23 protein-coding genes are annotated in these 25,475 nt (G+C 69.2%); 6 read left to right on the forward strand and 17 right to left on the reverse strand.

The genetic code is table 11. From position 1 onward, the window contains the following. Positions 1-39: 39 nt before the first annotated feature. Entirely contained in the window at positions 40-1,386 is a 1,347-nt protein-coding gene (locus Ate02nite_RS06245; RefSeq protein WP_203800351.1) for a glutamine synthetase family protein, read from the reverse strand. A gap of 65 nt (positions 1,387-1,451) precedes the next feature. Then, positions 1,452-2,975 carry an amino acid permease gene (locus Ate02nite_RS06250; protein ID WP_203800353.1) on the reverse strand — a complete coding sequence of 508 codons (1,524 nt, stop codon included), beginning with the start codon at positions 2,973-2,975 and terminating at the stop codon, positions 1,452-1,454. A gap of 637 nt (positions 2,976-3,612) precedes the next feature. Between Ate02nite_RS06250 and Ate02nite_RS06255 the strand changes: the two genes are divergently transcribed. After that, the gene (locus Ate02nite_RS06255; RefSeq protein WP_203800356.1) at positions 3,613-3,954 is read left to right on the forward strand and encodes a MerR family transcriptional regulator; all 342 of its coding nucleotides are present in this window, start codon (positions 3,613-3,615) and stop codon (positions 3,952-3,954) included. 8 nt (positions 3,955-3,962) lie between these two features. On the opposite strand, the gene Ate02nite_RS06260 is transcribed toward Ate02nite_RS06255, so the two are convergent. Genes Ate02nite_RS06260 through Ate02nite_RS06270 form a run of 3 tightly spaced genes read right to left on the reverse strand, consistent with a single transcriptional unit; the run spans position 3,963 to position 7,426 of the window. Then, positions 3,963-4,550, reverse strand: coding sequence for a TetR/AcrR family transcriptional regulator (locus tag Ate02nite_RS06260; protein WP_203800359.1), 588 nt, complete (start codon positions 4,548-4,550; stop codon positions 3,963-3,965). A gap of 18 nt (positions 4,551-4,568) precedes the next feature. Then, positions 4,569-6,710 carry a YhgE/Pip domain-containing protein gene (locus Ate02nite_RS06265; RefSeq protein ID WP_203800361.1) on the reverse strand — a complete coding sequence of 714 codons (2,142 nt, stop codon included), beginning with the start codon at positions 6,708-6,710 and terminating at the stop codon, positions 4,569-4,571. Next, positions 6,707-7,426 (reverse strand): ABC transporter ATP-binding protein, encoded by a 720-nt coding sequence (locus Ate02nite_RS06270; protein WP_203800373.1) that lies wholly within the window; start codon positions 7,424-7,426, stop codon positions 6,707-6,709. The genes Ate02nite_RS06265 and Ate02nite_RS06270 overlap by 4 nt, the downstream gene beginning before the upstream one ends. 132 nt (positions 7,427-7,558) lie before the next feature. Between Ate02nite_RS06270 and Ate02nite_RS06275 the strand changes: the two genes are divergently transcribed. Next, positions 7,559-8,527 (forward strand): LLM class F420-dependent oxidoreductase, encoded by a 969-nt coding sequence (locus Ate02nite_RS06275; RefSeq protein WP_203800623.1) that lies wholly within the window; start codon positions 7,559-7,561, stop codon positions 8,525-8,527. A 169-nt stretch (positions 8,528-8,696) separates the two neighbouring features. Here Ate02nite_RS06275 and Ate02nite_RS06280 read toward each other — a convergent pair whose 3' ends face one another. Continuing rightward, the gene (locus Ate02nite_RS06280) at positions 8,697-9,308 is read right to left on the reverse strand and encodes a PadR family transcriptional regulator (protein WP_203800375.1); all 612 of its coding nucleotides are present in this window, start codon (positions 9,306-9,308) and stop codon (positions 8,697-8,699) included. A gap of 124 nt (positions 9,309-9,432) precedes the next feature. Between Ate02nite_RS06280 and Ate02nite_RS06285 the strand changes: the two genes are divergently transcribed. Further along, the gene (locus tag Ate02nite_RS06285) at positions 9,433-10,272 is read left to right on the forward strand and encodes a GNAT family N-acetyltransferase (protein ID WP_203800377.1); all 840 of its coding nucleotides are present in this window, start codon (positions 9,433-9,435) and stop codon (positions 10,270-10,272) included. Here the strand turns inward: Ate02nite_RS06285 and Ate02nite_RS06290 are convergent. From Ate02nite_RS06290 to dxr, 4 genes are all read right to left on the reverse strand, one after another. Further along, positions 10,269-11,510 carry a glycosyltransferase family 2 protein gene (locus Ate02nite_RS06290; protein WP_203800379.1) on the reverse strand — a complete coding sequence of 414 codons (1,242 nt, stop codon included), beginning with the start codon at positions 11,508-11,510 and terminating at the stop codon, positions 10,269-10,271. The genes Ate02nite_RS06285 and Ate02nite_RS06290 overlap by 4 nt on opposite strands. A gap of 177 nt (positions 11,511-11,687) precedes the next feature. Then, the gene (gene ispG / locus Ate02nite_RS06295; protein ID WP_203800381.1) at positions 11,688-12,860 is read right to left on the reverse strand and encodes a flavodoxin-dependent (E)-4-hydroxy-3-methylbut-2-enyl-diphosphate synthase; all 1,173 of its coding nucleotides are present in this window, start codon (positions 12,858-12,860) and stop codon (positions 11,688-11,690) included. Between the two features lie 7 nt (positions 12,861-12,867). Next, on the reverse strand, positions 12,868-14,136 hold the full coding sequence (locus Ate02nite_RS06300) for a M50 family metallopeptidase (RefSeq protein WP_203800383.1): 1,269 nt from the start codon (positions 14,134-14,136) through the stop codon (positions 12,868-12,870). After that, positions 14,136-15,344 carry a 1-deoxy-D-xylulose-5-phosphate reductoisomerase gene (gene dxr / locus Ate02nite_RS06305; protein ID WP_203800385.1) on the reverse strand — a complete coding sequence of 403 codons (1,209 nt, stop codon included), beginning with the start codon at positions 15,342-15,344 and terminating at the stop codon, positions 14,136-14,138. The genes Ate02nite_RS06300 and dxr overlap by 1 nt, the downstream gene beginning before the upstream one ends. Positions 15,345-15,390: 46 nt before the next feature. Here dxr and Ate02nite_RS06310 point away from each other — a divergent pair, with 46 nt between their 5' ends. After that, on the forward strand, positions 15,391-16,173 hold the full coding sequence (locus Ate02nite_RS06310) for a YhjD/YihY/BrkB family envelope integrity protein (RefSeq protein WP_203800396.1): 783 nt from the start codon (positions 15,391-15,393) through the stop codon (positions 16,171-16,173). Between the two features lie 73 nt (positions 16,174-16,246). Next, the gene (locus Ate02nite_RS06315; protein ID WP_203800399.1) at positions 16,247-17,842 is read left to right on the forward strand and encodes a phytoene desaturase family protein; all 1,596 of its coding nucleotides are present in this window, start codon (positions 16,247-16,249) and stop codon (positions 17,840-17,842) included. On the opposite strand, the gene Ate02nite_RS06320 is transcribed toward Ate02nite_RS06315, so the two are convergent. Then, positions 17,843-19,396: a Rieske 2Fe-2S domain-containing protein gene (locus tag Ate02nite_RS06320; protein ID WP_203800401.1), complete on the reverse strand. Its 1,554-nt coding sequence runs from the start codon at positions 19,394-19,396 to the stop codon at positions 17,843-17,845. Positions 19,397-19,526: 130 nt separating this feature from the next. On the opposite strand from Ate02nite_RS06320, the gene Ate02nite_RS06325 reads away from it, so the two are divergent. After that, a complete protein-coding gene (locus Ate02nite_RS06325) occupies positions 19,527-19,760 on the forward strand; it encodes a DUF2631 domain-containing protein (RefSeq protein ID WP_203800404.1) in 234 nt (77 codons plus the stop codon). A gap of 49 nt (positions 19,761-19,809) precedes the next feature. Here Ate02nite_RS06325 and Ate02nite_RS06330 read toward each other — a convergent pair whose 3' ends face one another. From Ate02nite_RS06330 to tsf, 6 genes are all read right to left on the reverse strand, one after another. Continuing rightward, entirely contained in the window at positions 19,810-20,934 is a 1,125-nt protein-coding gene (locus Ate02nite_RS06330; protein WP_203800407.1) for a DivIVA domain-containing protein, read from the reverse strand. 37 nt (positions 20,935-20,971) lie between these two features. After that, positions 20,972-22,147 carry a dual-specificity RNA methyltransferase RlmN gene (rlmN, locus tag Ate02nite_RS06335; RefSeq protein WP_203800408.1) on the reverse strand — a complete coding sequence of 392 codons (1,176 nt, stop codon included), beginning with the start codon at positions 22,145-22,147 and terminating at the stop codon, positions 20,972-20,974. 37 nt (positions 22,148-22,184) lie between these two features. Continuing rightward, on the reverse strand, positions 22,185-23,171 hold the full coding sequence (locus Ate02nite_RS06340) for a phosphatidate cytidylyltransferase (RefSeq protein ID WP_203800410.1): 987 nt from the start codon (positions 23,169-23,171) through the stop codon (positions 22,185-22,187). Beyond that, on the reverse strand, positions 23,171-23,728 hold the full coding sequence (frr, locus tag Ate02nite_RS06345) for a ribosome recycling factor (RefSeq protein WP_203800413.1): 558 nt from the start codon (positions 23,726-23,728) through the stop codon (positions 23,171-23,173). Before frr ends, Ate02nite_RS06340 begins: the two co-directional genes overlap by 1 nt. A 43-nt stretch (positions 23,729-23,771) precedes the next feature. Continuing rightward, positions 23,772-24,533: a UMP kinase gene (gene pyrH / locus Ate02nite_RS06350; RefSeq protein ID WP_203800415.1), complete on the reverse strand. Its 762-nt coding sequence runs from the start codon at positions 24,531-24,533 to the stop codon at positions 23,772-23,774. Between the two features lie 100 nt (positions 24,534-24,633). Next, positions 24,634-25,464, reverse strand: a complete 831-nt coding sequence (gene tsf / locus Ate02nite_RS06355) for a translation elongation factor Ts (protein WP_203800424.1) — start codon at positions 25,462-25,464, stop codon at positions 24,634-24,636. Positions 25,465-25,475: the final 11 nt, after the last annotated feature.

Below are 25,475 nucleotides of genomic sequence, written 5' to 3' on the forward strand. Positions count from 1 at the left end.
ACACAACAAGCACGCATGATCTGCTGGATCCGGCGCGTCTCACATCCGCTCAAAGCCGCGGCTCAGCTCCCAGTCGGTCACCGCCGCGTCGAACGCGGTCAGCTCGACCTGGGCCATGTTCGCGTAGTGGCCGACCACGTCGGCGCCGAACGCGTCCCGGGCGATCTCGCTGCCGAGCCAGAGCTCGTGGGCCTCGCGCAGCGTGCCGGGCACCCGGCCGGCCGTCGCGTCGTCGTAGGCGTTGCCGGTGAACTCGGGTTCCAGCTCGAGCTCGTGCTCGATGCCGTAGACCGCGCCGGCCACCAGCGCGGCGATCGCCAGGTAGGGGTTCACGTCGCCGCCCGGCACCCGGTTCTCCACCCGCATGCCCTGGCCGTGCCCGGCCATCCGCAGCGAGCAGGTGCGGTTGTCGACGCCCCAGCGCAGCGCGGTCGGCGCGAACGAGCCCGGCTGGTAGCGCTTGTAGGAGTTGATGTTGGGGGCGAACAGCAGGCTGAACTCGCGGAGCGTGGCCAGCAGCCCGGCCGTCACCCGCTGCCCGACGTCGCTCAGGTGGGCCGGCCCGTCGCCGAGCATGGCCGAGCGGCCGTCCGCACCCCGCAGCGAGAAGTGGATGTGGCAGGAGTTGCCCTCGCGGGCGTTGGGCTTGGCCATGAAGGTCAGCGCCATGCCCTCCTGGGCCGCGATCTCCTTGGCGCCGTTCTTGTAGATGACGTGGTTGTCGGCCGCGGTGACCGCGTCGGCGTAACGGAACGCGATCTCGTGCTGGCCGAAGTTGCACTCGCCCTTGGCGCTCTCGGGTTGCAGGCCGGCGCCGTACATCTCGTTGCGGATGCGGCGCAGCAGCGGCTCGACCCGGGCGGTGCCGAGCATCGAGTAGTCGACGTTGTACTGGTTGGCCGGGACCAGGTCGCGGTAGTGCTTGTCGAAGGCCTGCTCGTAGGTGTCCTTGTAGAGGACGAACTCGAGCTCGGTGCCGGCGAACGCGGTCAGCCCGTGCTCGGCCAGCCGCTCCAGCTGCCGTTGCAGGATCTGCCGGGGCGACGCGTAGACCGGGTCGCCGTCGGTGGTGAACAGGTCGGCCAGGACCATCGCGGTGCCGGGCTGCCAGGGCACCTTGCGCAGGGTGCCGAAGTCGGGCCGCATCACGAAATCGCCGTAGCCACTGGCCCAGGACGACATCGCGTAACCGTCGACCGTGTTCATGTCGACGTCGACCGCGAGCAGGTAGTTGCAACCCTCGCTGCCCCCGCTGACCACCTCGTCCATGAAGTAGCGGCCGTGCAGGCGTTTGCCCTGCAACCGGCCCTGCATGTCGGTCAGGGCCAGCAGCACGGTGTCGATGCTGCCGTTGTCGACGGCGACGTCGAGCTCCTCGAGGTCCATGGCAGAAATCCTTCGCAGACGGCGGTGGGGGACGGGCGAGCGCCCGTCCCCCGGGAGCAACTACATCATTCGGTCGGCAGGGTCGGCTCGCCGTGCGCGGCTTGTTCGATCAGGTTCTGCTTCGGTCCGGTGAACCAGTTCTTGGCGCTGGCGAACCACCAGATGGTCGCGGCGCCGACCACGACCGCCACCGCGACGATCGTGTAGTTGAAGTTGGTCGAGGTGATCGGGCCGGCCGTGGGCAGGACGAACAGCACGCAGATGATGAGTACCCAGACAATCGCGATCCAGCCGATCGGCGCACTCCATTTGCCGAGATTCCACGGGCCGGGCACGAAGTCCGGGTTCCGCCGGCGGAGGAAGACCGGCGCCACGTACGCGATGTAGAGGCCGATCACCGCGATCGAGGTGGCCGCGAGGTACGCCGTGGTGTTCCACAGCGACGGCAGCACCAGGATCACCGACAGGGTCACGCACAGCCAGATCGAGTTGGTCGGCGTGCCGGTCCGCGGGTTGACCTGCTTCCACAGCCGCGAGCCGGGCAGCGCGCCGTCGCGGGCGAACGCGTACGACATCCGGGAGTTCGCGGTGACCGAGGCCATCCCGCAGAACCACTGCGCGACCATGCAGATGAACAGCAGGAACGTGCCGGTGTTGTGGCCGACCGCGTCGATGAAGATCTGCGCCGGCGGCAGCCCGAGCGACGTGGTCCGCTCGGCCTCGTAGTCCTGGATCGACCAGGTGATCGCGACCAGCAGCACGAAACCGGCGATCACCGAGACGACCACCGACAGCACGATGCCGCGCGGTGCGGCCCGGGAGGCGTCGTGCGTCTCCTCGGCCACGTGCGCCGACGCGTCGTAACCGGTGTAGGTGTACTGCGCCATCAGCAGTCCGATGAGGACGGCGTAGACACCCGCCCCGGCAAAGGTGAAGCCGGTCGCGTTGTGCACCTCGGTGAAGACCTCGGAGATCGGCTTGTGCTGGTCCGGGATCACGGTGAGCAGCACCACGATCACGGCCACCCCGACCAGGTGCCACCAGGCGCTGACGTCGGAGAGCAGCCGCACGAGGCTGACCCCGAACGTGTTGAGCAGGCCGTGCACGATGATGATCACCAGGAAGATCAGGAACGTCTTCCCCGGCGTGACCTCCATGTCGAAGGTCAGGCTCAGGAACGCGGCCGTGGTGATCGCCGCGCCGAAGTCGATGGCCGCCGTGACGGCGACCTCGCCGAGGAAGTTGAACCACCCCACGAACCAGGCCCAGGCGGCCTTGTTGCGCTTGGCCAGCGCGGCCGCCCACCAGTAGAGGGCACCGGCCGTCGGGTAGGCCGAGCAGACCTCCGCCATGGCCAGGGCCACCACGGTGACCATGATGCCGACGAAGAGCCAGCCGAGCGTGATGGCGAGGGGGCCGCCGGCGGTCATGGCGATGCCGTACGACGTGATCGCACCGGCCAGGATGGAAATGATCGAGAAGGAGACCGCGAAGTTCGAGAAGCCGGAGAGTCGGCGATGCAGTTCCTGCTGGTAGCCGAGTTGGGCGAGCCGTTCTTCGTCGGTGCTGGGTGTGGGGCTGACGCTCATTGCGACTCCCTTGACCGAGGGTTGCTGTGACCTGGGCCACGGCGTGTCGTGATGATCTCGCTGCGTTGTTACGCACGTCAATGATCAACGTTAATTGCGTTGCCGGTGAGGCTCGCCAACCCGCACACTCATCCGCAGAACGGACACGACACGCGAGCCCTCGGCAGGCTTCGCGACACGCAGGGACTGTCCAGTCGTCCCTGTTCCCGCGGCGGTGCGGGGCGCGGTCACCTCTCTCAAGCGCGGCTTTGCCGCGTCCGGCGCCCGCTCCGCACCGCCGCATTTACCGTCCAGCGCTCAAGCGTCCGACGTTTTGTCCGAAAAATCTGTAGCCGTGGTACTAGAAATCGGGCCGTCTCGGGCATAGTCTTTCTGGAGTCGGCCACGCACAGCCGACAAGCAACTGGCACAGACCCTGAGTTGGCTAAGGAGGACGAGATACCGCAGCAACGCGAAATCGCAACGTCCCCGACCCGACAAGAGGTGATCGCAGCCGATGCCCATCACTCAGGCCGTCCGTTAGCGGCACGCAGACGGATGACCGCATGCGCCGACGACGGTCGGCAACAGAATTGAAAAGCCAGGGCCCCGGTTACCCGCCGGGGCCTTGGACTGTCTCCTCCCCCCGGAAAGGGCAATGAGAACGACATTCGACGACGCCGACTACCCGGCGTACACCATGGGCCGCGCCGCCGACATGATCGGCGTGACCGCGGCCTTCCTGCGCAGTCTCGGCGCCGCGGGCCTGATCGAGCCCGAGCGCTCCCTCGGCGGCCACCGCCGCTACTCCCGCCACCAGCTTCAACTCGCCATCCGCGTCCGGCAGCTGCTGGACGAGGGCCTTCTGCTCACCGCCGCCTGCCGCATCGTTCTGCTCGAGGACCGGCTGGCCGCGGCCCACCGGCACATCCTCGAACTCGGCGGCACCATCACCGAGGGCGACGACGCCACCCAGCCCACGAAGACGTCGGCGGCCTAGGACAGGCCCTATCCCACTCGCCGCACGATGGCGAGAAGTGACTCCTCGACGTCCTCGATCGGGCGTTCCGGCTGGAACACCAGCCAGTCCACCGCCACCACCAGACCGACCCCGAACAGCGCCGCCGAGGCGACCCGCACGTCCAGGTCGTCCGGCAGGTCGCCGGAGTCGACGCCGGCCTGCACGGTCTCGGCGATCACCCCGATCGCCTGCTCGCGCAGCAGGATCAGGGTCTGGTGCCACTCCCGGTTGGTGCGCCACATCTCGGACAGCAGCAGCTGGGCGAAGGCCTGGTAACGGCGGATGTACTCCAGCTGGGTGCGGATCAGCGCGCCCACCGCCTCGCGCGGCGGCAGCCCCTCGACCGCCTGCCGGAAACCCGCGGTGAGCAGCTCGATGCCGTGCCGCAGCAGCTCCTCGAACAGGTCGTTCTTCGACTTGAAGTTGTAGTAGACGGTGCCCTTGGCGACCTTGGCGCGCAGCGCGATGTCGTCCACCGTGGTCGCCGAGAAGCCCTGCTCGGCGATGAGCTCGACGGCGGCCTCGTACAGCCGCTGCCGGGTGTCCTCGCGCCGCCGGCTCCTGCCGTCCGTCACCGTCGCCTCAATCCGTCGTCAGATAGCCAGTTCGGGGTGCAGGGCCGACGGCGTCAGGCGCCGCGACCGGTGTGCCACCAGCACCGTCAGCACCAACGATCCCAGGCCGTAGGCGAGCAGCGCCAGCACCCCCGTGACCACCGGCCCCGAGGCACCCCCGTCGATGGTGTGCCGCATGGCTTCCACCACGTACGTCATCGGTAGCAGCGGGTGGATCGCCTGGAAGAAGCCCGGCGTGGTCTGCACCGGATAGGTGCCTCCGGAGGAGGTCAGCTGCAGCATGAGCAGGGCCAGCGCGACGATCCGGCCGGGTGCGCCGAGCGCGGCCCCGATCAGTTGCATGAGCGCCGCGAAGGCGGTGGCCGTGAGCAGCAGCAGTCCCCAGGTCAGCAGCGGGTGCACCGGGGACAACCCGAGCCCGAACCGGACCACCGCGAAGAGCAGGGTGGCCTGGGTGAGCCCGATCGCCACGGCCGGCAGCAGGCCGGCCAGCGCGACCCGGGGAGCCGGCGCGCCGGACATCAGATGCCGCCGGTTGAGCGGACGCAACACCATGTAGGTGATCATCGCGCCGACCCACAGGGCCAGCGCCAGGAAATAGGGCGCGAATCCGACGCCATAGGTCCCGGCCGGGTTGCGCACGTTGCGGTCCAGCGAGACCGGATCGGCCAGCACGCCGGCCCGGTCCGACGGGTCGTCGCCGTAACTCGGGATCTGCGACGCGCCGTCGGCCAGCCCTTCCGCGAGCTGCTGGGCTCCACCCTGCAGCTTGCCGAGCCCGTCGGCCAGCTGGTGCCCGCCGGTGGACAGCTTGCCGAGACCGCCGTCGAGCTGCTGCGCGCCGGTCTTCAGCTGGTAGACGCCGTTGGCGATGCGCGCGGCCCCGTCGTGCGCGTCGGCGACGCCGGTCTGCAGCTGCTTCGCGCCGGTGGCCAGCTGGTTCAGCCCGGCCGCGAGCTGGTCGACCTTGGTGCGGGCGGCCTGGATGTCGTCGGCCAGGTGCGGTGCCGCCGCCGCGACCTGCCGGGCGGTGGCCGCGACCTGCTTGAGCTCGGCCCGCAGCCCGTCGAGGTCGGCCTGGTCCACGGTGTTCTGGACCTTCTCGGCGGTGGTCACCAGGCTCGCGGCGAGCGCCTTCGCGTCGGCCAGCCCGGCGGTGTCGGCGGGCAGTCCGTCCAGGTAGTCCTGCAGCTGCCGGGCGTCCTTGACGGCCTGGCCGGCGGCGCTGTCGATGGCGCCGATGTTCGCGGCCAGGGTGTCCGCTCCGGTCGCGACCAGGTTCGCCGCGTCCTGGATGGTGCTCGCGTTGTCGCGCAGCACCGGCACGATCTGGTCGGCCGCGCCGTCCACCGCGGTGGCCAGCTGCTGACCGCCGGCGGCCGCCTGGGCGGTGCCGCCGGCCAGCTGTTTCGCGCCGGTGTTCAGCTCGGCGAGACCGTTGGTCAGGGTGTCCAGGCTGGTGGCGGCGGTGCCGAGTCCGGCGGCTAGCGTCCCGGCGCCGTCGTGCGCGTCGTCGATGCCGCCGGCCAGCTGCCCGGCCCCGCTCTCGGCGTCGCCCACGCCGTTCTCGACCTTGGTGGCGCCGTCGGCGGCCTCCTGGGTCTGGGTCTTGAGGTCGGTGAACCCGATCAGCATCTTGTCGTAGTAGCCGGCCGACGCGCTGGCCGCCGCGGCCGCGCGGACCTCGTCGAACGCGGTCCGGGCGAACACTCCGGACAGATAGTTGGTCGAGTCGTCGCTGACCGCGGTGAGCTGCGCAGCCTTGGCCGGGACGGCATCGTCCGGGCCGGTCACCAGGTCGGCCGAGAAGTCGGCCGGGATCCGCAGCGAGATCTGATACTTCCCGCTCTCCAGGCCCTTCTGCGCCGCGGACTCGGTCACCACGTGCCAGTCGAAGATCTGCCGGTCGATCAGCTCGTCGGCCAGGTCCTGGCCGGCGTGCACGCTGGTGCCGTCGGTTGCGGTGGCCGTCCGGTCCTCGACCACGAGCGCCGCCGGGATGTGGTTCAGCCGGCCGTAGGGATCCCAGAACGCGTACAGGTACAGGGCCCCGTACAGCAACGGAACCACCGCCAGCACCGCGAGAGCCGCGGCGGTCAGCCGGCCGCGCAGAAACCTGCGCAGCTCCAGCCCGGCCAGCGACAACGTCGAAAAGCTCACCGCTCCCCCTCATCGGCGCCGGCTTCGCCGTCCGCCGTCTCTGTCTGTTCGCCGCCGGCCGCGCGGTCTGCCGCAACTTCCTCGGCCGGTACGGGCTGAGCACCGTCGCCGGCCGCCTCGACCGGTGCGTCGGTGCTCGGGTGTTCGGCGCCGAGGTGGATCACCGTGGTCACCAGGGCCGGGCCGATCTCGCGGGCGGTCAGCAGGACGGCCGGGCCGGTGGCGGCGATCCCGGTCAGGTGCTCCAGCAGGGCGGCCTGCTCACGCTGGTCGAGGCCCTCGTCCAGGCCGTCGAGCGCGATCACCGCCGGCCGCTCCAACTGAGCCAGCACCAGCCCGAGCACCTGCTTCTCGTAGGGCGAGAGGTCGCGGCCCTTCTTGTCCGGGTCAAGCCCGAGCAGATCGACCCCGTCGGCCTCGCGGCGACGGCGGCCGAGCAGCGACAGCCGCTCACGGACGTGCTCGGTGACGGTGAACACCGGTTCGGGGGCGGTCACCTCGGGCACGTAGCCGAGCGCCACCCGCCCCTCGGCGGTGACGTTGCCGGCCGCGAGCCGGAACCGCTTGGCCAGGCTGAGCAGCACCGTCGTCCGCCCACTGCCCGGCGGCCCGACCACCGCGACCAGCTCGCCCGGCTCGACCGCGACGTCGAGATCGCGGAACAGCCAGTGGCGACGCCGGCGAACACCGGCGGCGCGGGCGGTGAGCACCGGCATGATCGACTCCTGTTTTTGCACTGACTGGTCAGTGCAAAAACCTACCCGCAAAGGAGATCTATTCCACGCCGCGGTGGTAGACCTCACTGGGCCGAGCCAGGCAGGATCGATCGCATGTCGATGCGATGGGGCATGACCGTGCCGTTGAGTGGAGTTCCGCTGTCCGGCCACCAGGCCGTCTACCAGGCACTGGAGGACGCCGGCTTCACCGACCTGTGGTCGTCGGAGGTGAACGGCACCGACGCGTTCACCCCGCTCACGCTGGCCGCGGCCTGGCAGCCACGGCTGCGGCTGGGCACCGCGATCGCGCCGGTCTTCACCCGCGGCCCCGGCCTGCTCGCGATGACCGCCGCCGCCCTGGCCGAGGCCGCGCCCGGCCGCTTCCAGCTGGGTATCGGCTCGTCCTCACCGGTCGTGGTCGGCGACTGGAACGCCGTCGACTTCACCGAGCCGTACGCGCGCAGCCGCGACGTGCTCCGCTTCCTGAAGGCGGCGCTGGCCGGCGAGACGGTCGACCACGACTACGGCACGTTCGCCCTGCGCCGGTTCCGGCTCGAGCGGCCGCCGGCCACCCCGCCGCAGATCCTGCTGGCCGCGCTGCGCCCCGGCATGCTCCGCCTGGCCGCCGCCGAGGCCGACGGCGTAATCCTGAACTGGCTCTCCCCCGCCGATGTGTCAACGGCCCTGGCCGAGACCAAAGCAGCCGGCCCCGACTTCGAAGTAGCGGCCCGCATTTTCGTCTGCCCGACCGACGACGCCGCCTACGCCCGAGCGGTCGGCCGCCGCCTGATCGCGGCCTACCTGACAGTGCCCGCTTATGCCGCCTTCCACCGCTGGCTGGGCCGCACGGAGGTCTTGACCCCGATGTGGCAGGCCTGGTCAGCCGGCGACCGCAAGGGCGCGTTGGCCGCGATCCCCGACTCGCTGGTCGACGACTTGATCGTGCACGGCAGCCCCGACGAATGCCGCACCAAGGTCGAGGCCTACGCCGCAGCCGGCATCAAGGTCCCGGTAATGGCTCTCCTGCCGACCCCCGCCTTGGAGGCCGGCGGCTTCCCCACGCTGATCAAGACCCTCACAGACCTGGGCGCTCGCGGCTGATTCCGGCCTCCTCGGCCGGAAGCCCGCGACGGCCCGGTGTTGCAGTGGGCCGGCCGCCGCGGCGGTTCGGGGTATTGCGGTTGTGGCAGCCCGACGGCGTATCTAAAGAAAGCTGGAACGACCGAAAGGCGCACCCCGAGGGATGCGCCTTTCTTCGTCAGCTCTTGAATTACTCGCTATCGGCAAGAATCGCGTAGAGCTTCCGCTTTGTCTCGTTGAGCACCTCGAGCGCCTTCTGACGCTGTTCCGGGGTGCCGTTGAAACCCACCTGGCGCAACGCGCCCATGATGCCGACCGCCGCGTCGCGGAAGTCCTGCACCTGGGACATCGTGTCGTCGCCGATGCTGGCCCACGGCGGGTTCTGCGCGGCCGTCTCGGCCTCGGGACGCCCGGCGTCGGTGAGGTGGTAGCTCTTGCGGCTGCCGGACGTCTCGGGCTCGATGAGGCCCTCGTCCTCCAGGAGCTGGAGGGTGGGGTAGATCGAGCCGGGGCTGGGCCGCCAGATGCCGTTGGTGCGTGCGTCGAGTTCCTGGATCATCTCGTAGCCGTGCATGGGCCGCTCCAGCAGGAGCGCGAGGATCGCGGGCCGGACGTTGAGCCGGCTGCCGCGACCGCCGCGTCGATGGCCTCGCTGGCCGGGGCCGAATGGGCCGCCGCCAGGACCGAAGCCTGCGCCGAAGTCGGGACCGCCGGGCCCGAACGGGAAACCGCCCGGGAAGCCGAAACCTCCGCCGCGCATGCGACGACCGTGACCGGGGTGACCTTCAGTCTGGAACCTCATGACTATCTCCGTTCTGTTGTCGATAGTTTGACGATATATCGGCAACGCATCGGACGCAAGGGTTTCTTGGAGAGAGGGGGTTGCGGGACGTGTCAACCGGCTCTGATCTGGCAATGTGATACCTGTGCTGACGGTGCCCATTCGCCAACTCGGGGAGTCCGAGCGCGCAGCGGTCGAGCGGATCCTCGACCGCGATCCCTACGCGGGCGCTCAGATCGCCGAGCGAGTGGCCGCACACGGGCTGAACTGGTGGCGGTCCGACGGCCGCATCTTCGGCTACGGCACCGGCCGCAAGGTCGAATCGATCGTCTGGTCGGGCGCGCATCTGGTGCCGGTCTGCTCGACGCCGGCGGCCACCGCGGCCTTCGCCGACATGCTCGGGTCCGAGCCGCGCATCTGCTCGTCGATCATCGGCCGGTCGGAAGCCGTCCTCGACCTGTGGGACCGCCTCGGCGGCTACTGGGGGCGGGCTCGCGACGTGCGGACCAACCAGCCGCTGATGGTCGCCGACCGCGAGCCGACCATCCCGCTCGATCCCGAGGTTCGGCTGGTGCGGCCCAGCGAGGTCGACGCGCTCTTCCCGGCGGCGGTGTCGATGTACACCGAAGAGGTCGGCGTCTCGCCGCTGCTCGACGACGGCGGGCGCGGCTACAAGCGGCGGATAGCCGAGCTGGTAAAGGGCAAGAAGGCGTACGCGAGGTTCATCGGCGACCGAGTGATCTTCAAGGCCGAGCTGGCCATCGTCACCCGGCGCACGACGCAGGTGCAGGGTGTCTGGGTCGATCCGGAGTTCCGCGGGCGCGGTCTGGCCGCGCCCGCGATGGCCACCGTCGTGCACGACGCGCTGCGCCGGGTGTCACCCACGGTGAGTCTCTACGTGAACGACTACAACGTGGCGGCGCGGCACGTCTACACGAAATGCGGCTTCGTCTCGGCCGGCTCGTTCGCGACGGTGCTGTTCTAGCTCACCAGATCGCGGTCACGGTCGCGCTGACGCTGACGCTGGCGCGGGATGCGCTCGGTGAGGACGGTGTCCTTCCGAACCCCGCGCAGGGTCAGCAGGCTGGAGAACAGGCCGGCGAAGACACCCACCACGCCGATCGCGATCGCGGTGGCCGACGGCAGCACCAGGCGGATCGTGCCGCGCGGGTCCAGGTTGCCGAAGTCAGCGGCACCCCAGTCGGCCACCGCCGCGATGGTGCCGGCCACGCCCAGGGCGATCACGGCCAGGCCCAGCGCCACGCAGCGTTCGAAACTCAGCCAGCGGGCCCATCGACTCAGGTCGCGGTCGCGCACCAGGCCCTCGAACCGCCCGTACAGCTCGGCGTAGCCGCCGAACAGGATCAGCTGGAAACCGACCAGGACCGCCACGCACGCGTAGGCGAGAGCGTTGATGTCGAACTCCACGCCGCCGATCGCCCGCGGGCCGGTGGCCAGCGCGGTCGTGCTGACCAGGCCGACCAGGAAGATGATCAGACCGGGCCAGACCAGGGTGCGGCGCGGCGCGAACACCAGCAGGAAGCGCAGGTGCCGCCAGCCGTCGCGCCAGGTGCGCAGGTGCGGCGGGCGGCTGCGGCCGTCGGGACGCAGCGTGGTCGGCACCTCGGCCATGTCGTAACCGGAGAACTTGGCCCGCACCACCAGCTCGGAGGCGAACTCCATGCCGGGCATGCAGAGCTGGAGCTCGCGGATGCGCTCCCGGTGGAAGCCGCGGATGCCGCAGTGGAAGTCGTTGACGCCCTTGAGCCCGATCAGCGCCCGGCCGAGCCAGGACAACACCGGGTTGCCGAGGTAACGGTGCAGGGGCGGCATGGCGCCGGGCATGATGCCGCCGCGGAACCGGTTGCCCATCACCACGTCGTGCCCGGCCCGCAGGCCCTCGATGAACGGGCCGAGGTTGGCCAGATCGTACGAGTCGTCGGCGTCGGCCATGATGATGTATTTGCCGCGGGCCTGCTCGATGCCGTTGAGCAGCGCGCCGCCGTAACCACGGATCGGCGCGTGCACCACCCGGGCACCGGCCGCGACGGCGATCGCCTGCGAGCCGTCGGTCGAGCCGTTGTCACTGACCAGCACCTCACCGTGGACACCGAGCTCGGCCAGCGAGCCCAGCGCCTTGCGGACGCAGACCTCCAGCGTCTCGGCCTCGTTGAGGCAGGGAAGCAGAACGGTGACCTCGAGGTCATCCGGAGCTTGCGGCATGTCAGCAATCAACTTTCGGCGGGTTCGGGTCGTTTGGCGACATCAGCGTAGAAGCCGTCGCCAAACGACCAAAGGTTCATCTCCGGTACAGGCCCGCGAAACTAACACGCACCGAATGAGCCTCACAGCCCCGCGATCGGGTGTTTATCCCCTTTCGCGGATTACCGACTCGAAAAGTTAATGCACCGTGACCTGCGCGCCGGGGAGCAGCTCGCGCAACTCGTCCGGCAGCTCGGCGCCCATCTCCTCGGCCAGCCGGAGCGCCTCCTCGACGAGCGTCTCCACGATGATCGACTCGGGCACGGTCTTGATGACCTTGCCCTTCACGAAGATCTGGCCCTTGCCGTTGCCGGACGCGACTCCCAGGTCGGCCTCCCGGGCCTCGCCGGGGCCGTTCACGACGCAACCCATGACCGCCACCCGCAGTGGGACCGGGAGGTCCTCCAGCGCGGCGGTGACCCGCTCGGCCAGCGTGTAGACGTCGACCTGGGCGCGGCCGCAGGACGGGCAGGAGACGATCTCCAGGCCCCGCTCGCGCAGGCCCAGCGACTCGAGGATGGCGTTGCCGACCTTGATCTCCTCGACCGGCGGGGCGGACAGCGACACCCGGATGGTGTCCCCGATGCCCTCGGCGAGCAGTGCGCCGAACGCCACCGAGCTCTTGATCGTGCCCTGGAAGGTCGGGCCGGCCTCGGTGACACCCAGGTGCAGCGGGTAGTCGCACTGCTCGGCCAGCTGGCGGTAGGCCCGGATCATCACGACCGGGTCGTTGTGCTTGACCGAGATCTTGATGTCCCGGAAGCCGTGCTCCTCGAACAGCGAGCACTCCCAGAGCGCCGACTCGACCAGCGCCTCGGCGGTGGCCTTGCCGTACTTCTCCAGCAGGCGCTTGTCCAGGCTGCCGGCGTTGACGCCGATCCGGATCGGGATGCCGGCGTCGCCCGCCGCCTTCGCGATCTCCTTGACCTTGTCGTCGAACTGGCGGATGTTGCCCGGGTTGACCCGGACCGCGGCGCAGCCCGCGTCGATCGCGGCGAACACGTACTTCGGCTGGAAGTGGATGTCGGCGATCACCGGGATCTGCGACTTCTTGGCGATCGCGGGCAGCGCCTCGATGTCGTCCTGGGACGGCACGGCGACCCGGACGATCTGGCAACCCGAGGCAGTCAGCTCGGCGATCTGCTGGAGAGTGGAGTTGATGTCGGAGGTGAGCGTGGTCGTCATCGACTGCACGCTTACCGGGGCGCCACCGCCCACCGGCACGCTGCCCACCATGATCTGGCGGCTCTTGCGCCGAGGCGCCAGCGGCGGCGGGGGTACGGCAGGCATACCAAGACTGATCGCGGTCACTTGTGCATCACCTATTGAAGATCTGGATCGGATTGACGATGTCGGCGGTGATCGTCAATACGGTAAACGCACCACCGATCAGAATGACCGCGTATGTGATCGGCATCAGCTTGTAGTAATCGACACGTCCCGGGTCGGGGCGCTTCAGCTTGGCGTACAGCCACGACCGGGCCCGTTCGAACCAGGCGATCGCGATGTGCCCGCCGTCGACCGGCAGCAGCGGCAGCAGGTTGAAGATGCCGATGAACACGTTCAGCGAGATGAAGATGTTGAGGAACAGCTCGGGCACACCGTGCTCGATCGCCTCGCCACCGAGCCGGCTCGCACCGACCACGCTGATCGGGGTGTCCGGGTCGCGCTCGCTGCCGGTCACCGAGTGCCACAGCGCCGGCACCTTCTCGGGGATCCGGCCGAGCGCCTTGAAGGTGTTCTCCACCAGGTACCAGCCGTACTCGAAGGTCGCCGGCACCGCGCTCGCGGCGTTGTACTTGATCATGCTTTCGACGCTCGACGTGTCCCAGCCGAGGCCGGCCACGGCCACCTTGGCGATCGCGCCGTTGTCGTCGCTGACCGGCTTGCGGTCGGCGGTGATCAGGTCGACCGTGGCGGTCGAGGTGACGCCGTCGCGCTGGTATTCGAAGGCGACCGGGCCGGCCTGCTGGCTGCGGATCGCGTCGGTCAGCTGGCCGTAAGTGGTGACCGCGGTGGTGCCGACCTTGGTGACCAGGTCGCCGTCCTTCAGGCCGGCCGCGGCGGCCGGGCCGGCCACCGCGCCGTTGCTGCCCGGGGTGCAGACGGCGTTGGCGTCGGTCGGGATGGTGATCCAGGTGCAGTCCGAGATCGTGATGTACGGCGCCTGCTTCAGCTGGTCGGCCGTGGTCGCCGGGTAGGCGGTGTTGGGCAGGCCGAGCGTGAAGGCGACCACCCAGGCGGCGGCGAGCGCCAGCATGAAGTGGGTGATCGAGCCGGCCGCCATCACGATCGTCCGCTTCCAGACCGGGAAGCGCCACATCGCGCGGGGCTGGTCCTCCGGGGCGACGTCGTCGTCCTGCGGCGTCATGCCGACGATCTTGCAGAAGCCGCCGAGCGGGATGCCCTTCAGGCCGTACTCCGTCTCGCCCTTCTGGAACGAGAAGATCGTCGGGCCGAAGCCCACGAAGTATTTCGTGACCTTCATGCCGAAATACTTGGCGGTGAGCAGGTGGCCGAACTCGTGCAGGCTTACCGAGATCAGGATGGTCAGCGCGAAGGCCGCCACTCCCAGCCAGTACAGCATCAGGCTCCTTCAGCCACAGTAGTGATCATCCGCTGTGCCTCGGCACGGGCCCAGGCCTCGGCGGCAAGCACTTCTTCGACGGTACTCGGTTCGGGAAAGTCAGGTGCCTCGGCGAGGACGCGTTCCAGGGTGTCGACGATGCCCAGAAAAGGTAGCCGACCGGCCGCGAACGCGGCTACACACTCCTCGTTCGCGGCGTTGTAGATCGCCGGGCGGCAGTGTCCCGCGCGACCGGCCGCCTTGGCCAGCCGGACGGCCGGGAACGCCTCGTCGTCGAGCGGCCGGAACTCCCAGTTGTGCGCCTCGCGCCAGTCGACCGCCTTGGCGGCGCCGGGCACGCGGTCCGGCCAGGCCAGCGCGAGCGCGATCGGCAGCCGCATGTCCGGCGGGCTGGCCTGCGCCAACGTCGAGCCGTCGGCGAATTCCACCATCGAGTGGATGACCGACTGCGGGTGCACCGCCACCTCGATGTCGTCATAGCCGACCCCGAACAGCTCGTGCGCCTCGATCACCTCGAGGGCCTTGTTGACCATGGTGGCCGAGTTGATGGTGACCACCGGGCCCATGTCCCAGGTCGGGTGCTTGAGGGCTTCCTCCGGGGTGACCTCGGTCAGCTCGGCCCGGCTCCGGCCCCGGAAGGCGCCGCCGCTCGCGGTCAGGATGAGCTTCGTCACCTCGGCCGCGCTGCCGCCGCGCAGGCACTGGGCCAGCGCCGAGTGCTCCGAGTCGACCGGGACGATCTGGCCCTGTTTGGCCACCCGGCGCACCAGCGGGCCGCCGGCCACCAGCGACTCCTTGTTGGCCAGGGCCAGGATGCGGCCGGATTCCAGCGCGGCCAGCGTCGGCGCCAGGCCGAGGCTGCCGACCACGCCGTTGAGCACGACGTCGCACGGCTCCTGGGCCAGCTGGGTCATCGCGTCCGGGCCGGCCACGATCCGCGGGATCTTGAAGTCGCCGGTGGCCCAGCCGCGTCGCTGCGCCTCGGCATAGAACGCGAGCTGGAGGTCCTGCACGACCGACGCGCGGGCCACCCCGACGACCTCGACCTCCAGCGCCAGCGCCTGGGCGGCGAGCAGCTCGACGTTGCCGCCGCCGGCCCCGAGCGCCACCACCCGGAACCGGTCGGGGTTACGCCGCACGATGTCGATGGCCTGAGTGCCGATGGAACCGGTCGAGCCGAGCAGAACGAGGTCGCGCATGCCGCCCATCTTCCCGGACGCCCGAAGTGGGTAACAGACCGGTGTGTGGGCAGCGATGAAGGCGGCATTCCGTCCTCTGCGCGGGCGGGACCTGGCGTTGCGGGCCGCCGCGGTGACCTTCTATGCCGGTATCGCGGTGGTGCCGATCGCGCTGCTGGCGATCTGGGTGACCGGGCGGGTGGCCGGGGCGGGCCGGGTGCGGCAACTCACCGGGCACACCATCGCGGCGCTGCCGGACGCCATCGGGGCAGCCCGGGCGCTGAGCGCGCTGATCGACGCCGGGCTGCACCTGAGCCCGATGATGGCGCTGGCCGGGCTGCTTCCGGCCACGCTCTACGGCGAAGGTTTGCGCCGGGCCTTCGTCTCGCTGCGCGAGCCGGACGGCGGCGACATCGCGGTGGGCTGGAAGGGCCGGTTGCTCTGGCTGCCGCTGCTCGCGGCGGCGCCGGCGTTGCTGCTGGCGATGTTTCTCGCGCTTCCCACCACAAGTTCCCTATGGGTACGCGGCGGAGTGTACGCGTTTCTCGGGGTGGTCCTGTCCTTCCTGTGCTGCTGGCTGGTGCTCACCCCGGTGGTCATCTGGGTCTACCGGTACGTCGCCCCCGGCCGCCCGGACTGGCTGGTCACCACCCTGATCGGTTCGTTCACCGCGGCCAACCTGGCCGGTTTCCTGCACGGCTTCGTGCTGTTCTGCTCGCTGCCGCTGGACCTGGGCGTGCCGTTCGGCGGGTTCGATCAGATCGGCGGAACGGTCGCGATCGGGCTCTGGCTCTACCTGTTCCACGTGATCCTGCTGGCCGGTTACGCGGCCACCCGATCCCTCTCCCAGCGATCTTGAGCAACTCTGCGCTACTTTTCGCATACGAAACGCTGAAGCGCCATCTCATATCGGCGCGCTACGCTCGCTCGTCATGACCCCCTTCCCCGCTCAGACCGACGTCGTCATCATCGGCTCCGGTCATAACGGTCTCGTCTCCGCGATTTTGCTGGCCCGGGCCGGGCTCGACGTCGTCGTGCTCGAGTCGGCGAGCGTGCTGGGCGGGGCGACCCGCACCGAGCACCCCTTCTCCAAGGTGCCCGGTCTCGGCCAGTCCACCGGCTCCTACCTGCTCGGGCTGATGCCGCCCGAGCTGCTGCGCACGCTCGACGTGGACATCCCGATGCTGCGCCGCGACCCGCACTACTTCCTGCCCACCCCGGGACCGGCCGGCTCGCCGTACCTGCTGTTCGGGCGGGACCGCGAGGACACCCGGGCGCAGATGGAGAAGTTCTTCTCGCCCCGCGACATCGCCGCCGACGAGCAGCTGGCCGTCGAGATCGCCGCGCTGCGCGCCGACCTGGCCCCGGCCTGGCTCGAGGAACCGACAAGTGTCGAGGAGATCGCCGACCGGCACATCCGGCCGCAGCTGCAGAGCACCTTCATCGACCTGGTGCGCGGCTCGGTCGCCGACTACCTGGCCCGGTTCGGTTTCAAGAGCGAACTGCTGATGAGCATGTACGCGGTTACCGACGGCCTCTCCGGTCTGAACGCCGGTCCCGACGACCCGGGCACCGGCCATAACTTCCTGGTGCACAACATGTGCCGGCTGCCCGGCGCCGACGGCACCTGGATGATCGCCCAGGGTGGCATGGGCACGGTGTCGCGCACGTTCGCCGAGGCCGCCCGCGCGGCCGGCGCCCAGTTCTTCACCGACGCCCGGGTCGCCTCGGTCACCGTCGACGGCGGCGCGGCCAGCGGGGTCGTGCTGACCGACGGCCGCTCGCTGCGGGCCCGGGTGGTACTCGGCGCCTGCGACCCCTACCAGCTGATGAGCCTGGTCCCGGACGGGGTGCTTCCAGCAGAACTCACCACGCACCTGGAGTCGGTGCGGCGGCCGGGCACCACGCTCAAGGTCAACCTGGCGCTGCGCGACCTGCCGCAATTCTCCTGCCTGCCGGAGGGCACGCCGTCACCGTTCGGGTCGACCATCCACCTGCTGCCGGGCTCGGCCGGGCTGGCCGGCGGGGACGACCGGGAGTCGCCGATGGCGGCCCTGCGGGAGATGTGGGCCGAGGTGCAGGCCGGCCGGCTGCCGGCCGAGCCGACCATCGAGTGGTACGTGCACACCACCGTCGACCCGTCGCTGCAGGACGCGGCCGGGCACCACTCGTCGGCGCTGTTCGTGCAGTCGGTGCCCTACACCCTTGACGGCACGACCTGGGACGAAGCACTGCCCGGCTACGTCGATCAGCTGCTGGCGATCTGCGACCGCTACGCCCCCGGCACGTCCGACCTGGTGGCGGACATCATGCCGCTCACCCCGCCGGGCATCGAGGAGCACTTCGGCATCACCGGCGGCCACATCCACCACGTCGACAACACGGTGGCCTTCAACGAGCGGATGCCCTACTTCACCGGTGTCGACGGCCTTTACGCCGGCTCGGCGGGCACCCACCCGGCCGGCAGCGTGATCGGCGCGGCCGGCCACAACGTCGCCAAGCGCATCCTCACCGACCTGGGCCGGTAACTACTCGTTCTTCTCGGCTCGGATCTTGTGCCCGACGCTGGTCAGGCACCGTCCGCTGGGGAGGTCGAACTTCCAGCCGTGCAGCTGGCAGGTCAGGGTGTTGCCGTCGACGATGCCGAAGCGGCTGAGGTCGGCCTTGAGGTGCGGGCAGCGGCGCTGAACCGTCCAGTCACCCAGCTGGGTGTCCTCGGCCTCGACCTCCTTCTCGTGCTCGTCGTACCAACCCTCGGCGTATTGCAGGCGCTCCTCGGAGAGGCACTTGAAGAAGGCGTAGACGAACTCGTTGTACTGCCCGATGCGGGCGGCGGAGAAGCGGCAGCTCAGGAACAGCGAGTTGACCCAGTCACCCTCGTCGATGAAGATCAGGTGCTCGATCAGGGCCCGGCCGGTCTTGAAGCGGTAGCGGACCTTCTCGTCGGCGTACGGCCGGACCTGCTTGCCGGGGAAGTCGACGACGATGCTCTCGACGATCTCGCCGGTCGTGCCGAAGCTGTCGGTGAGGTCGAAGCGGACCGGGCCACCGACGCCCTGGGCCATGTAGATCGACTCTTCGAGCAGCGGCTCGATGCGCTTCTTGAGCTCGCCCAGCACGTCGATCTCGGGGTGCCGCCAGGACGCCTTCTCAGCCTCGATGATGGGTGCTTTGCGCTCCCGCATCTCCTCGAGGTAGGCCTGCTTGTTGGCGAAGAACTCGTCGATCGGGGTGGGGTGCTCGGTGGTCGCCGCCTTTTCCGACAGCTCGGTCACCGAGCCGGGCAGCAGGACGATGCCGTTGGTGCCGCCGACCTTCGCGTACTCCTCGAGGAAGACGCCCTGGTCGGGGAAGATGTTGCCCTCGTCGCCGAAGATGTCGTTGAACTGCCACAGCTCGTCGTCGAGGAAGCAGGGCGGGCCGGCGATCGGGAAGACGTGGTCGGCCTTCAGGTCGTCGATGTAGCGCCAGGTGCGGTCGAACTGACGGTCGCGCTTCTGCTTGCCGAACGCGGTCTTGGCCGACTCGGGCAGCTCGTAGACCATCGGGTACCAAATAGCGCCGGAGAACTGCAGCATGTGCGCGTGCACGTGGCCCAGCTCGGCGAAGATCGACAGGTCGGTGGGGCGGGCGTCGTTCTGGTTGAGCACCCGGATGCCGTCGTGCTCGATCCACAGCGAGGAGTCGCCGATCGGGCCGTCGGTCGGGCTGATCAGCGCCTGGATCATCACCTTGAGGCCGCCGTCGAGCTCGTGCACCTGGTTCGACTTCGTCCGCAGGAACTTGGTGAAGCCGAGCTCGCGCAACTCGTCCTCGAGCTGAGACGTCGGGTACTCCGGGAGGAGGACCGTGGCCTTCTTGCTGATGTTTTCCTTCAGGTTCTTCGCGTCGAAGTGGTCGCGGTGCAGGTGGGAGACGTAGAGGTAGTCGACGTCACCCAGCGCCTTCCAATCCAGCAGCGAATTGTCGGGGAAGGGAAACCACGAGGCGAAATATGCGGGATTGACCCACGGGTCGCACAGAATGCTGCCGGCGGCCGTGTCGATCCGCATGCTCGCGTGGCCGGTGCCCGTGATCCGCACTTTTTCGTCCTCCTCCGTCGCCATCCGACGGCCTCGAAGGTACCCGGTCCGGGTTGCTGCCTTGCGCGCGGAGGCGACATGCGAGACTTCTTGATGTACTGAGATCGCGCTTCGAGGAAGGACTTTCGGCGTGTCTGCGGAATCTGACCCGGTCTACGCTCCCGACCAGCTCAAGCCAGGTAACCGGAAGTGGGCCCGGCGCGGCGCTCTCGGCACGGCCGCGGCCATGCTGCTGTTCTTCTGGGGCAACCACGAGGGCAACACCGAGAACATCTACCTCGTGCTCTTCTCGGTCGGCCTGGTCGCCGTCGTGATCGGCGACGCCGTACTGCGGCGGAACGGCCTCAAGCCCAACGATCAGTAACTTCAGCTTCGCAACAAAAAAGGGCCCGCTTTCGCGGGCCCTTTTCGTGTCATCGGTGTCTTAGCAGGATGTCCTTGACCTCGCGCAGCGCGGCGTCGACCTCGGCCTCGAAGTAGCCGCCGGAGACCAGACCGAACTGCAGCATGTCCAGCTCATTTTCCGGCACCGGCATCGGGCCGCGGCCGGTCATCGCCTGCAGGATCGCCTCGAACAGCCGGTCGACCTGCATCGGGTCGTAGCCGCTGCCGAACCGGCGCACCTGGAACGTGCGGCGTAGCTGGTCGACCCGGTAGAGCTCGCCACCCGGCTCACCGATCGGCGGCGGAAGCTGCGGCTGCTGGCCGTAGCCACCACCCGACGGCGGGCCGCTCATCGGCGAACCCGGCATCGGCGGAGCACCCATCGGGGCGCCGTAGCCACCACGCGGGTCGGGCTCGCCGTAACCGCCGCGCGGGTCCTCGCGCTGCGGCATCCGGATCTCGGCGGTCATGTCGGTCTTGCCGTGCCGGCCGGCCTCGAAGCCGTCGAAGCCGCTCGGGTCATAACCGCCGGGCGACGGGTCGTAGCCGGGCGGCGGTCCCTGGCGCTGCGGGAGCTGCTGCTGAGGCTGGCCGCCGTACTGCTGCTGGGAGCCGGTGTCCTCGTAGCGGCCGTACGGGTCGCTGCCGGGCATCTGGGGACGCTGCTGCATCTGCTGCGGCTGCATCCGGTCCTCGCGGATCGGCGGGGCGGGCAGACGCTCGGTCGGCGGGGCCATCCGGCCCGCCATGCCGGCCGACGCCGCGCCACCCATCGAGCCCGCACCGCGGCCCGCCATGCCGCCGGTGTTCATACCACCGGTGTTCATGCCGCCGCCGGCGCTGATGCTGCCGGTGGTCAGGCCGCCGCGCAGCGAGTCACGCATCGGGTCGGGAGCGCCCGGGCGGCCACCCCGGTCCTCGAGCTCGGCCAGCTGCCGCTCCACGCGGTCGAGGTGCAGGTCGACCTGCCACTCGTCATAACCGCCGAAGCGCACCCGGAAGACGACGTCGTGCACCTCCTGGGCGCCGACGGGCGCACCGACCGGCTCGCCGGACAGCGTCGCCTCGACGCGGTCCAGGAAGTTGTCGACCTCGTCGACCTTGTAGCCGCGCCGCAGCGCACGCCGCCGGAAACGCTGCCCCTGACTCGTCACAACGTCTCCCACTCCGCTCGCTGGGACCTGTGCCCAGTCACCTTGCCACCCCCGCGTCGGCCGCGCCCCCTGCGCTTGCCTCCGTGAGCTCGCCCGCAGCCAGCTGGCCGCATGCGCCATCGATCTCCCGGCCCCGGGTGTCGCGGACCGTCGTTGCCACGCCGGCCTCGCGCAGCCGACGGACGAACTCGCGCTCGACCGGTTTCGGACTCGCATCCCACTTGCTGCCCGGAGTCGGGTTCAGCGGGATGAGGTTCACGTGGGCCAGCTTGCCGCGCAGGATCCTACCGAGTAGGTCAGCGCGCCAGGGCTGGTCATTCACGTCCCTGATCAGGGCATATTCGATTGAGATCCGACGACCGGTCCGAGCCGCGTAGTCAAACGCGGCATCGAGCACCTCGGCCACCTTCCAACGCTGGTTGACGGGCACTAGCTCATCGCGCAGATCATCATCGGGGGCATGCAGGGACAGCGCAAGGGTCACGTTGAGCTCTTCCGCGATCAACCGGCGCATTGCGGGCACCAGACCCACGGTCGAGACGGTTATGTGCCGTTGCGAAAGACCCAGACCCTCCGGCGCCGGGGTGGTCAGCCGGCGGACCGCCTCGATCACCCGGGGGTAGTTGGCCAACGGCTCACCCATCCCCATGAACACCACCCGGGACAGCCGCGGCGGCGATCCGGTGACCGCGCCACTCGCCGAGACACCGGCCAGATAGACGACCTGATCGACGATCTCGGCGATCGACAGGTTGCGGGTCAGGCCCTGCTGGCCGGTCGCGCAGAACGGGCAGGCCATGCCGCAGCCGGCCTGGCTCGAGACACAGGCGGTGATCCGGTCGGGGTAGCCCATCAGCACGCTCTCGACCAGCGCGCCGTCGTGCAGACGCCACAGCGTCTTGCGGGTGGCGCCGTCGTCGCAGGCCAGCTCGCGAACCGGGGTGAGCAGCGTGGGGAGCAGATCGCCGGTCAGCCGGGCCCGGGAAGCGGCGGGCAGGTCGGTCATCTCGTCGATGTCACGCACCAGCCGGCCGAAGTAGTGCGTGGAGAGCTGCTTGGCGCGGAACGCGGGCTCGCCGAGAGCGGTCACCGCGGCCTTGCGGGCGGCGAGGTCGAGGTCGGCGAGGTGGCGGGGAGGCATCGACGGACGCCGTCGGGTCAGGACGGTGTCGGGCTGGTCGGGGCTGATCGGGATGACCGGAAGAATCGTCATGGCGTATCCAGTCTCCCACGCCGCGCGAGTAGGCCCGTCATAGCAGGTTCGCGTAGATGACGGCGAACAACAGGTAGGCGGTCGGCACCGCGAACAGGATCGAATCCAGCCGGTCCATGACGCCGCCGTGGCCCGGCAACAGGTTGCTCATGTCCTTGACGCCGAGGTCGCGCTTGAGCATCGACTCGGCCAGGTCACCGACCACCGCGACCACCGAGATCACCGCGCCGAAGAGCAGGCCCCAGTAGGACGGGATGTCGAGCAGGAAGTAGAGGAGCAGCGCGCTGCCGATGGCCGACGCGCAGATCGAGCCGGCGAAACCCTCCCAGGTCTTGCCGGGGCTGATCGACGGGGCCATCTTGTGCCGGCCCAGGAAGACGCCGGACGCGTAGCCGCCGGTGTCCGAGAGCACCACGGCCAGCAGCGTGCAGAGCACCCGCCAGCGGCCGTCCTGGTCGGCGTCCGGCTGCTGCAGCAGGATCGCGAAACTGAGCAGGAACGGCACGTACACGGCGACCATCAGGATCGCGGTGAAGTCGCGGCGCACCGCGGCGAAGCCGTCGGCCAGCCGCCAGACCACGGCGGCGAGGATCGTCACCGCCAGGCCGATCACCAGCGAGTCGGCACCGTCGTAGTAGGCCAGCGCGGTCATCACCGCGGCGCCGGCCATCAACGGGATCAGCGGCGCCTTGGCGCCGGTCTTGCGCAGCGCGTTGGCCATCTCCCAGGCACCCGCGCAGGACGCGACCACGATCAGGCCGATGAACGCCGGCGGCCAGACCACCAGCGACGCCAGCACCAGAAGCACGAGGCTCAGGCCGACCACGATGGCGGCCGGCAGGTTGCGCCCGGCCCGGCCCTTGGCCGACTTGCCGGCACGTCGCTTGCCGGGGCCCTTCCTGTCCTGCTCCGTCACATCTCCCAGATGCTGAGGTCGTGCCTCATCGTCCGCGTGCCAGGCCGGCACCGGCGCGTCCATCTCGTCGCCGGAAGTCTGCCCGGCACGCGGATCGAGGTAAGACATCAGACCTCGAGAAGCTCGGTTTCCTTGTGCTTGACGAGCTCGTCGACGACCGACACGTACTTGTGCGTCGTGTCGTCGAGCTCCTTCTCAGCACGGCGGCCGTCGTCCTCACCGGTCTCGCCGTCCTTGACCAGCTTGTCCAGCTGCTCCTTGGCCTTGCGGCGGATGTTGCGGATGGCCACCCGGCCCTCCTCCGCCTTGCCGCGGGCGACCTTGATCATCTCGCGGCGCCGCTCCTCGGTCATCTGCGGCAGGTGGATCCGCAGCTGGGTGCCCTCGTTGTTCGGGTTCACGCCGAGGTCGGAGTCGCGGATCGCCCGCTCGATCGGGCCGAGCTGGGTGTTGTCGTACGGCTTGACGATGACCATGCGCGGCTCCGGGACGCCGACCGAGGCCATCTGCGTCACCGGCGTGGGCGCGCCGTAGTAGTCCACCAGGATCTTGGAGAACATCGCCGGAGTGGCCCGACCCGTACGGATCGCGGCGAACTCCTCCTTGGCGTGCTCAACCGCACTTTCCATCTTCTCTTCGGCCTCGAAGAGGGTTTCGTCGATCACCTGCTCTTCTCGCCTCCTTGCTTGTTCGGTGGTGTGTGTGGGCTCAGGCGGTGATCAGAGTGCCGATCTTTTCGCCGCTGACGGCACGGACGATCGTGTCGTCACCCTCGGCACCGAAGACCAGCATGGGCAGGTTGTTCTCCTCGCAGAGGCTGAACGCGGCCTGGTCGGCGACGCGCAGTCCGCGCTGGAGGATCTCCTGGTAGGTGGCGGTGTCGAGCTTCTGCGCGTCGGGGTCGACACGCGGGTCGGCGGTGTAGACGCCATCGACGCCGTTCTTGCTCATCAGCACCACGTCGGCGTGGATCTCGAGCGCGCGCTGGGCGGTGACGGTGTCGGTCGAGAAGTACGGCATGCCGGCGCCGGCGCCGAAGATCACGGCGCGGCCCTTCTCGAGGTGCCGGATGGCGCGCAGCGGAATGTACGGCTCGGCGACCTGGGCCATCGTGATCGCGGTCTGCACCCGCGTCTCGATGCCTTCCTTCTCCAGGAAGTCCTGCAGGGCGAGCGCGTTCATCACGGTGCCGAGCATGCCCATGTAGTCGGCGCGGTTGCGGTCCATGCCGCGCTTCTGCAGCTCGGCGCCGCGGAAGAAGTTGCCGCCGCCGACCACGATGGCGACCTGGATGCCGCGGCGGATGACGGTGGCGATCTGCCGGGCAATGCCCTGCACGACGTCGGGGTCGACGCCGACCGCGCCGCCGCCGAACACCTCGCCGGAGAGCTTCAGGACGACTCGACGGGGCCGCAAGGACGGCGGAGTCGGATCGTCAACCGGAACTGCTTGCTCGGTCACCATCGTCATGAGACCCGCCTTCCCTTCATAGCCCAGCAGAGACCTTATGTGACGGGGAGGCCGGGCGCAGAATCGCGTTCCCGACCTCCCGTATCACTTGTGCTCGCTCTTACTCCTGGCCAACCTCGAACCGGACGAACCGGGTGATGGTGAGCCCGGCGTCGGCCGCGACCTGCTTCACGGTCTTCTTGTTGTCGACCACGGAGGACTGCTCGAGGAGGACGAAGTCCTTGAAGAAGGAGTTCACCCGGCCCTCGATGATCTTGGGCAGAGCCTTCTCCGGCTTGCCCTCCTCCTTGGCGGTCTCCTCGGCGATGCGACGCTCCGAGTCGACAACCTCGGCCGGCACCTCCTCACGGGTGAGGAAGCGCGGGCGCATGGCGGCGATCTGCATGCCGACGCCACGGGCGTCGGCGTCAGCGGCCTCGTCGCTCTTGCCCTCGTACTGAACCAGGACGCCCACCTGCGGCGGCAGGTCCTGCGCCTTGCGGTGCAGGTAGACCGCGACGTTGCCGTCGAGGTTGACGAAGCGGTTCAGGACGATCTTCTCGCCGATCTTGGCGGAGTATTCCTGGATGGTGTCCGCCACCGACTTGCCGTCGGGCAGCGTGGCCACCGACAGCGCGGCGGCGTCGGCCAGGTTCTCCTTGACGCCGAGCTCGACGAGCTGCTGGCCCAGGGCGACGAAGTCGGGGGTCTTGGCGACGAAGTCGGTCTCGCAGTTGAGCTCGAGCAGCGCCTTGCCGTAGTGGCTCACGATCCCGTTGGCGGCGGTGCGGCTGGCCCGCTTGCCGACGTCCTTCGCACCCTTGATGCGCAGGAACTCGACGGCCTTGTCGAAGTCGCTCTCGGACTCCTCGAGCGCCTTCTTGCAGTCCATCATGCCGGCACCGGTCAGGTCGCGGAGCTTCTTGACATCCGCGGCGGTGTAGTTAGCCATGACTCTCTCTC

The organism is Paractinoplanes tereljensis, assembly GCF_016862435.1.
GTDB classification, from domain to species: domain Bacteria; phylum Actinomycetota; class Actinomycetes; order Mycobacteriales; family Micromonosporaceae; genus Actinoplanes; species Actinoplanes tereljensis.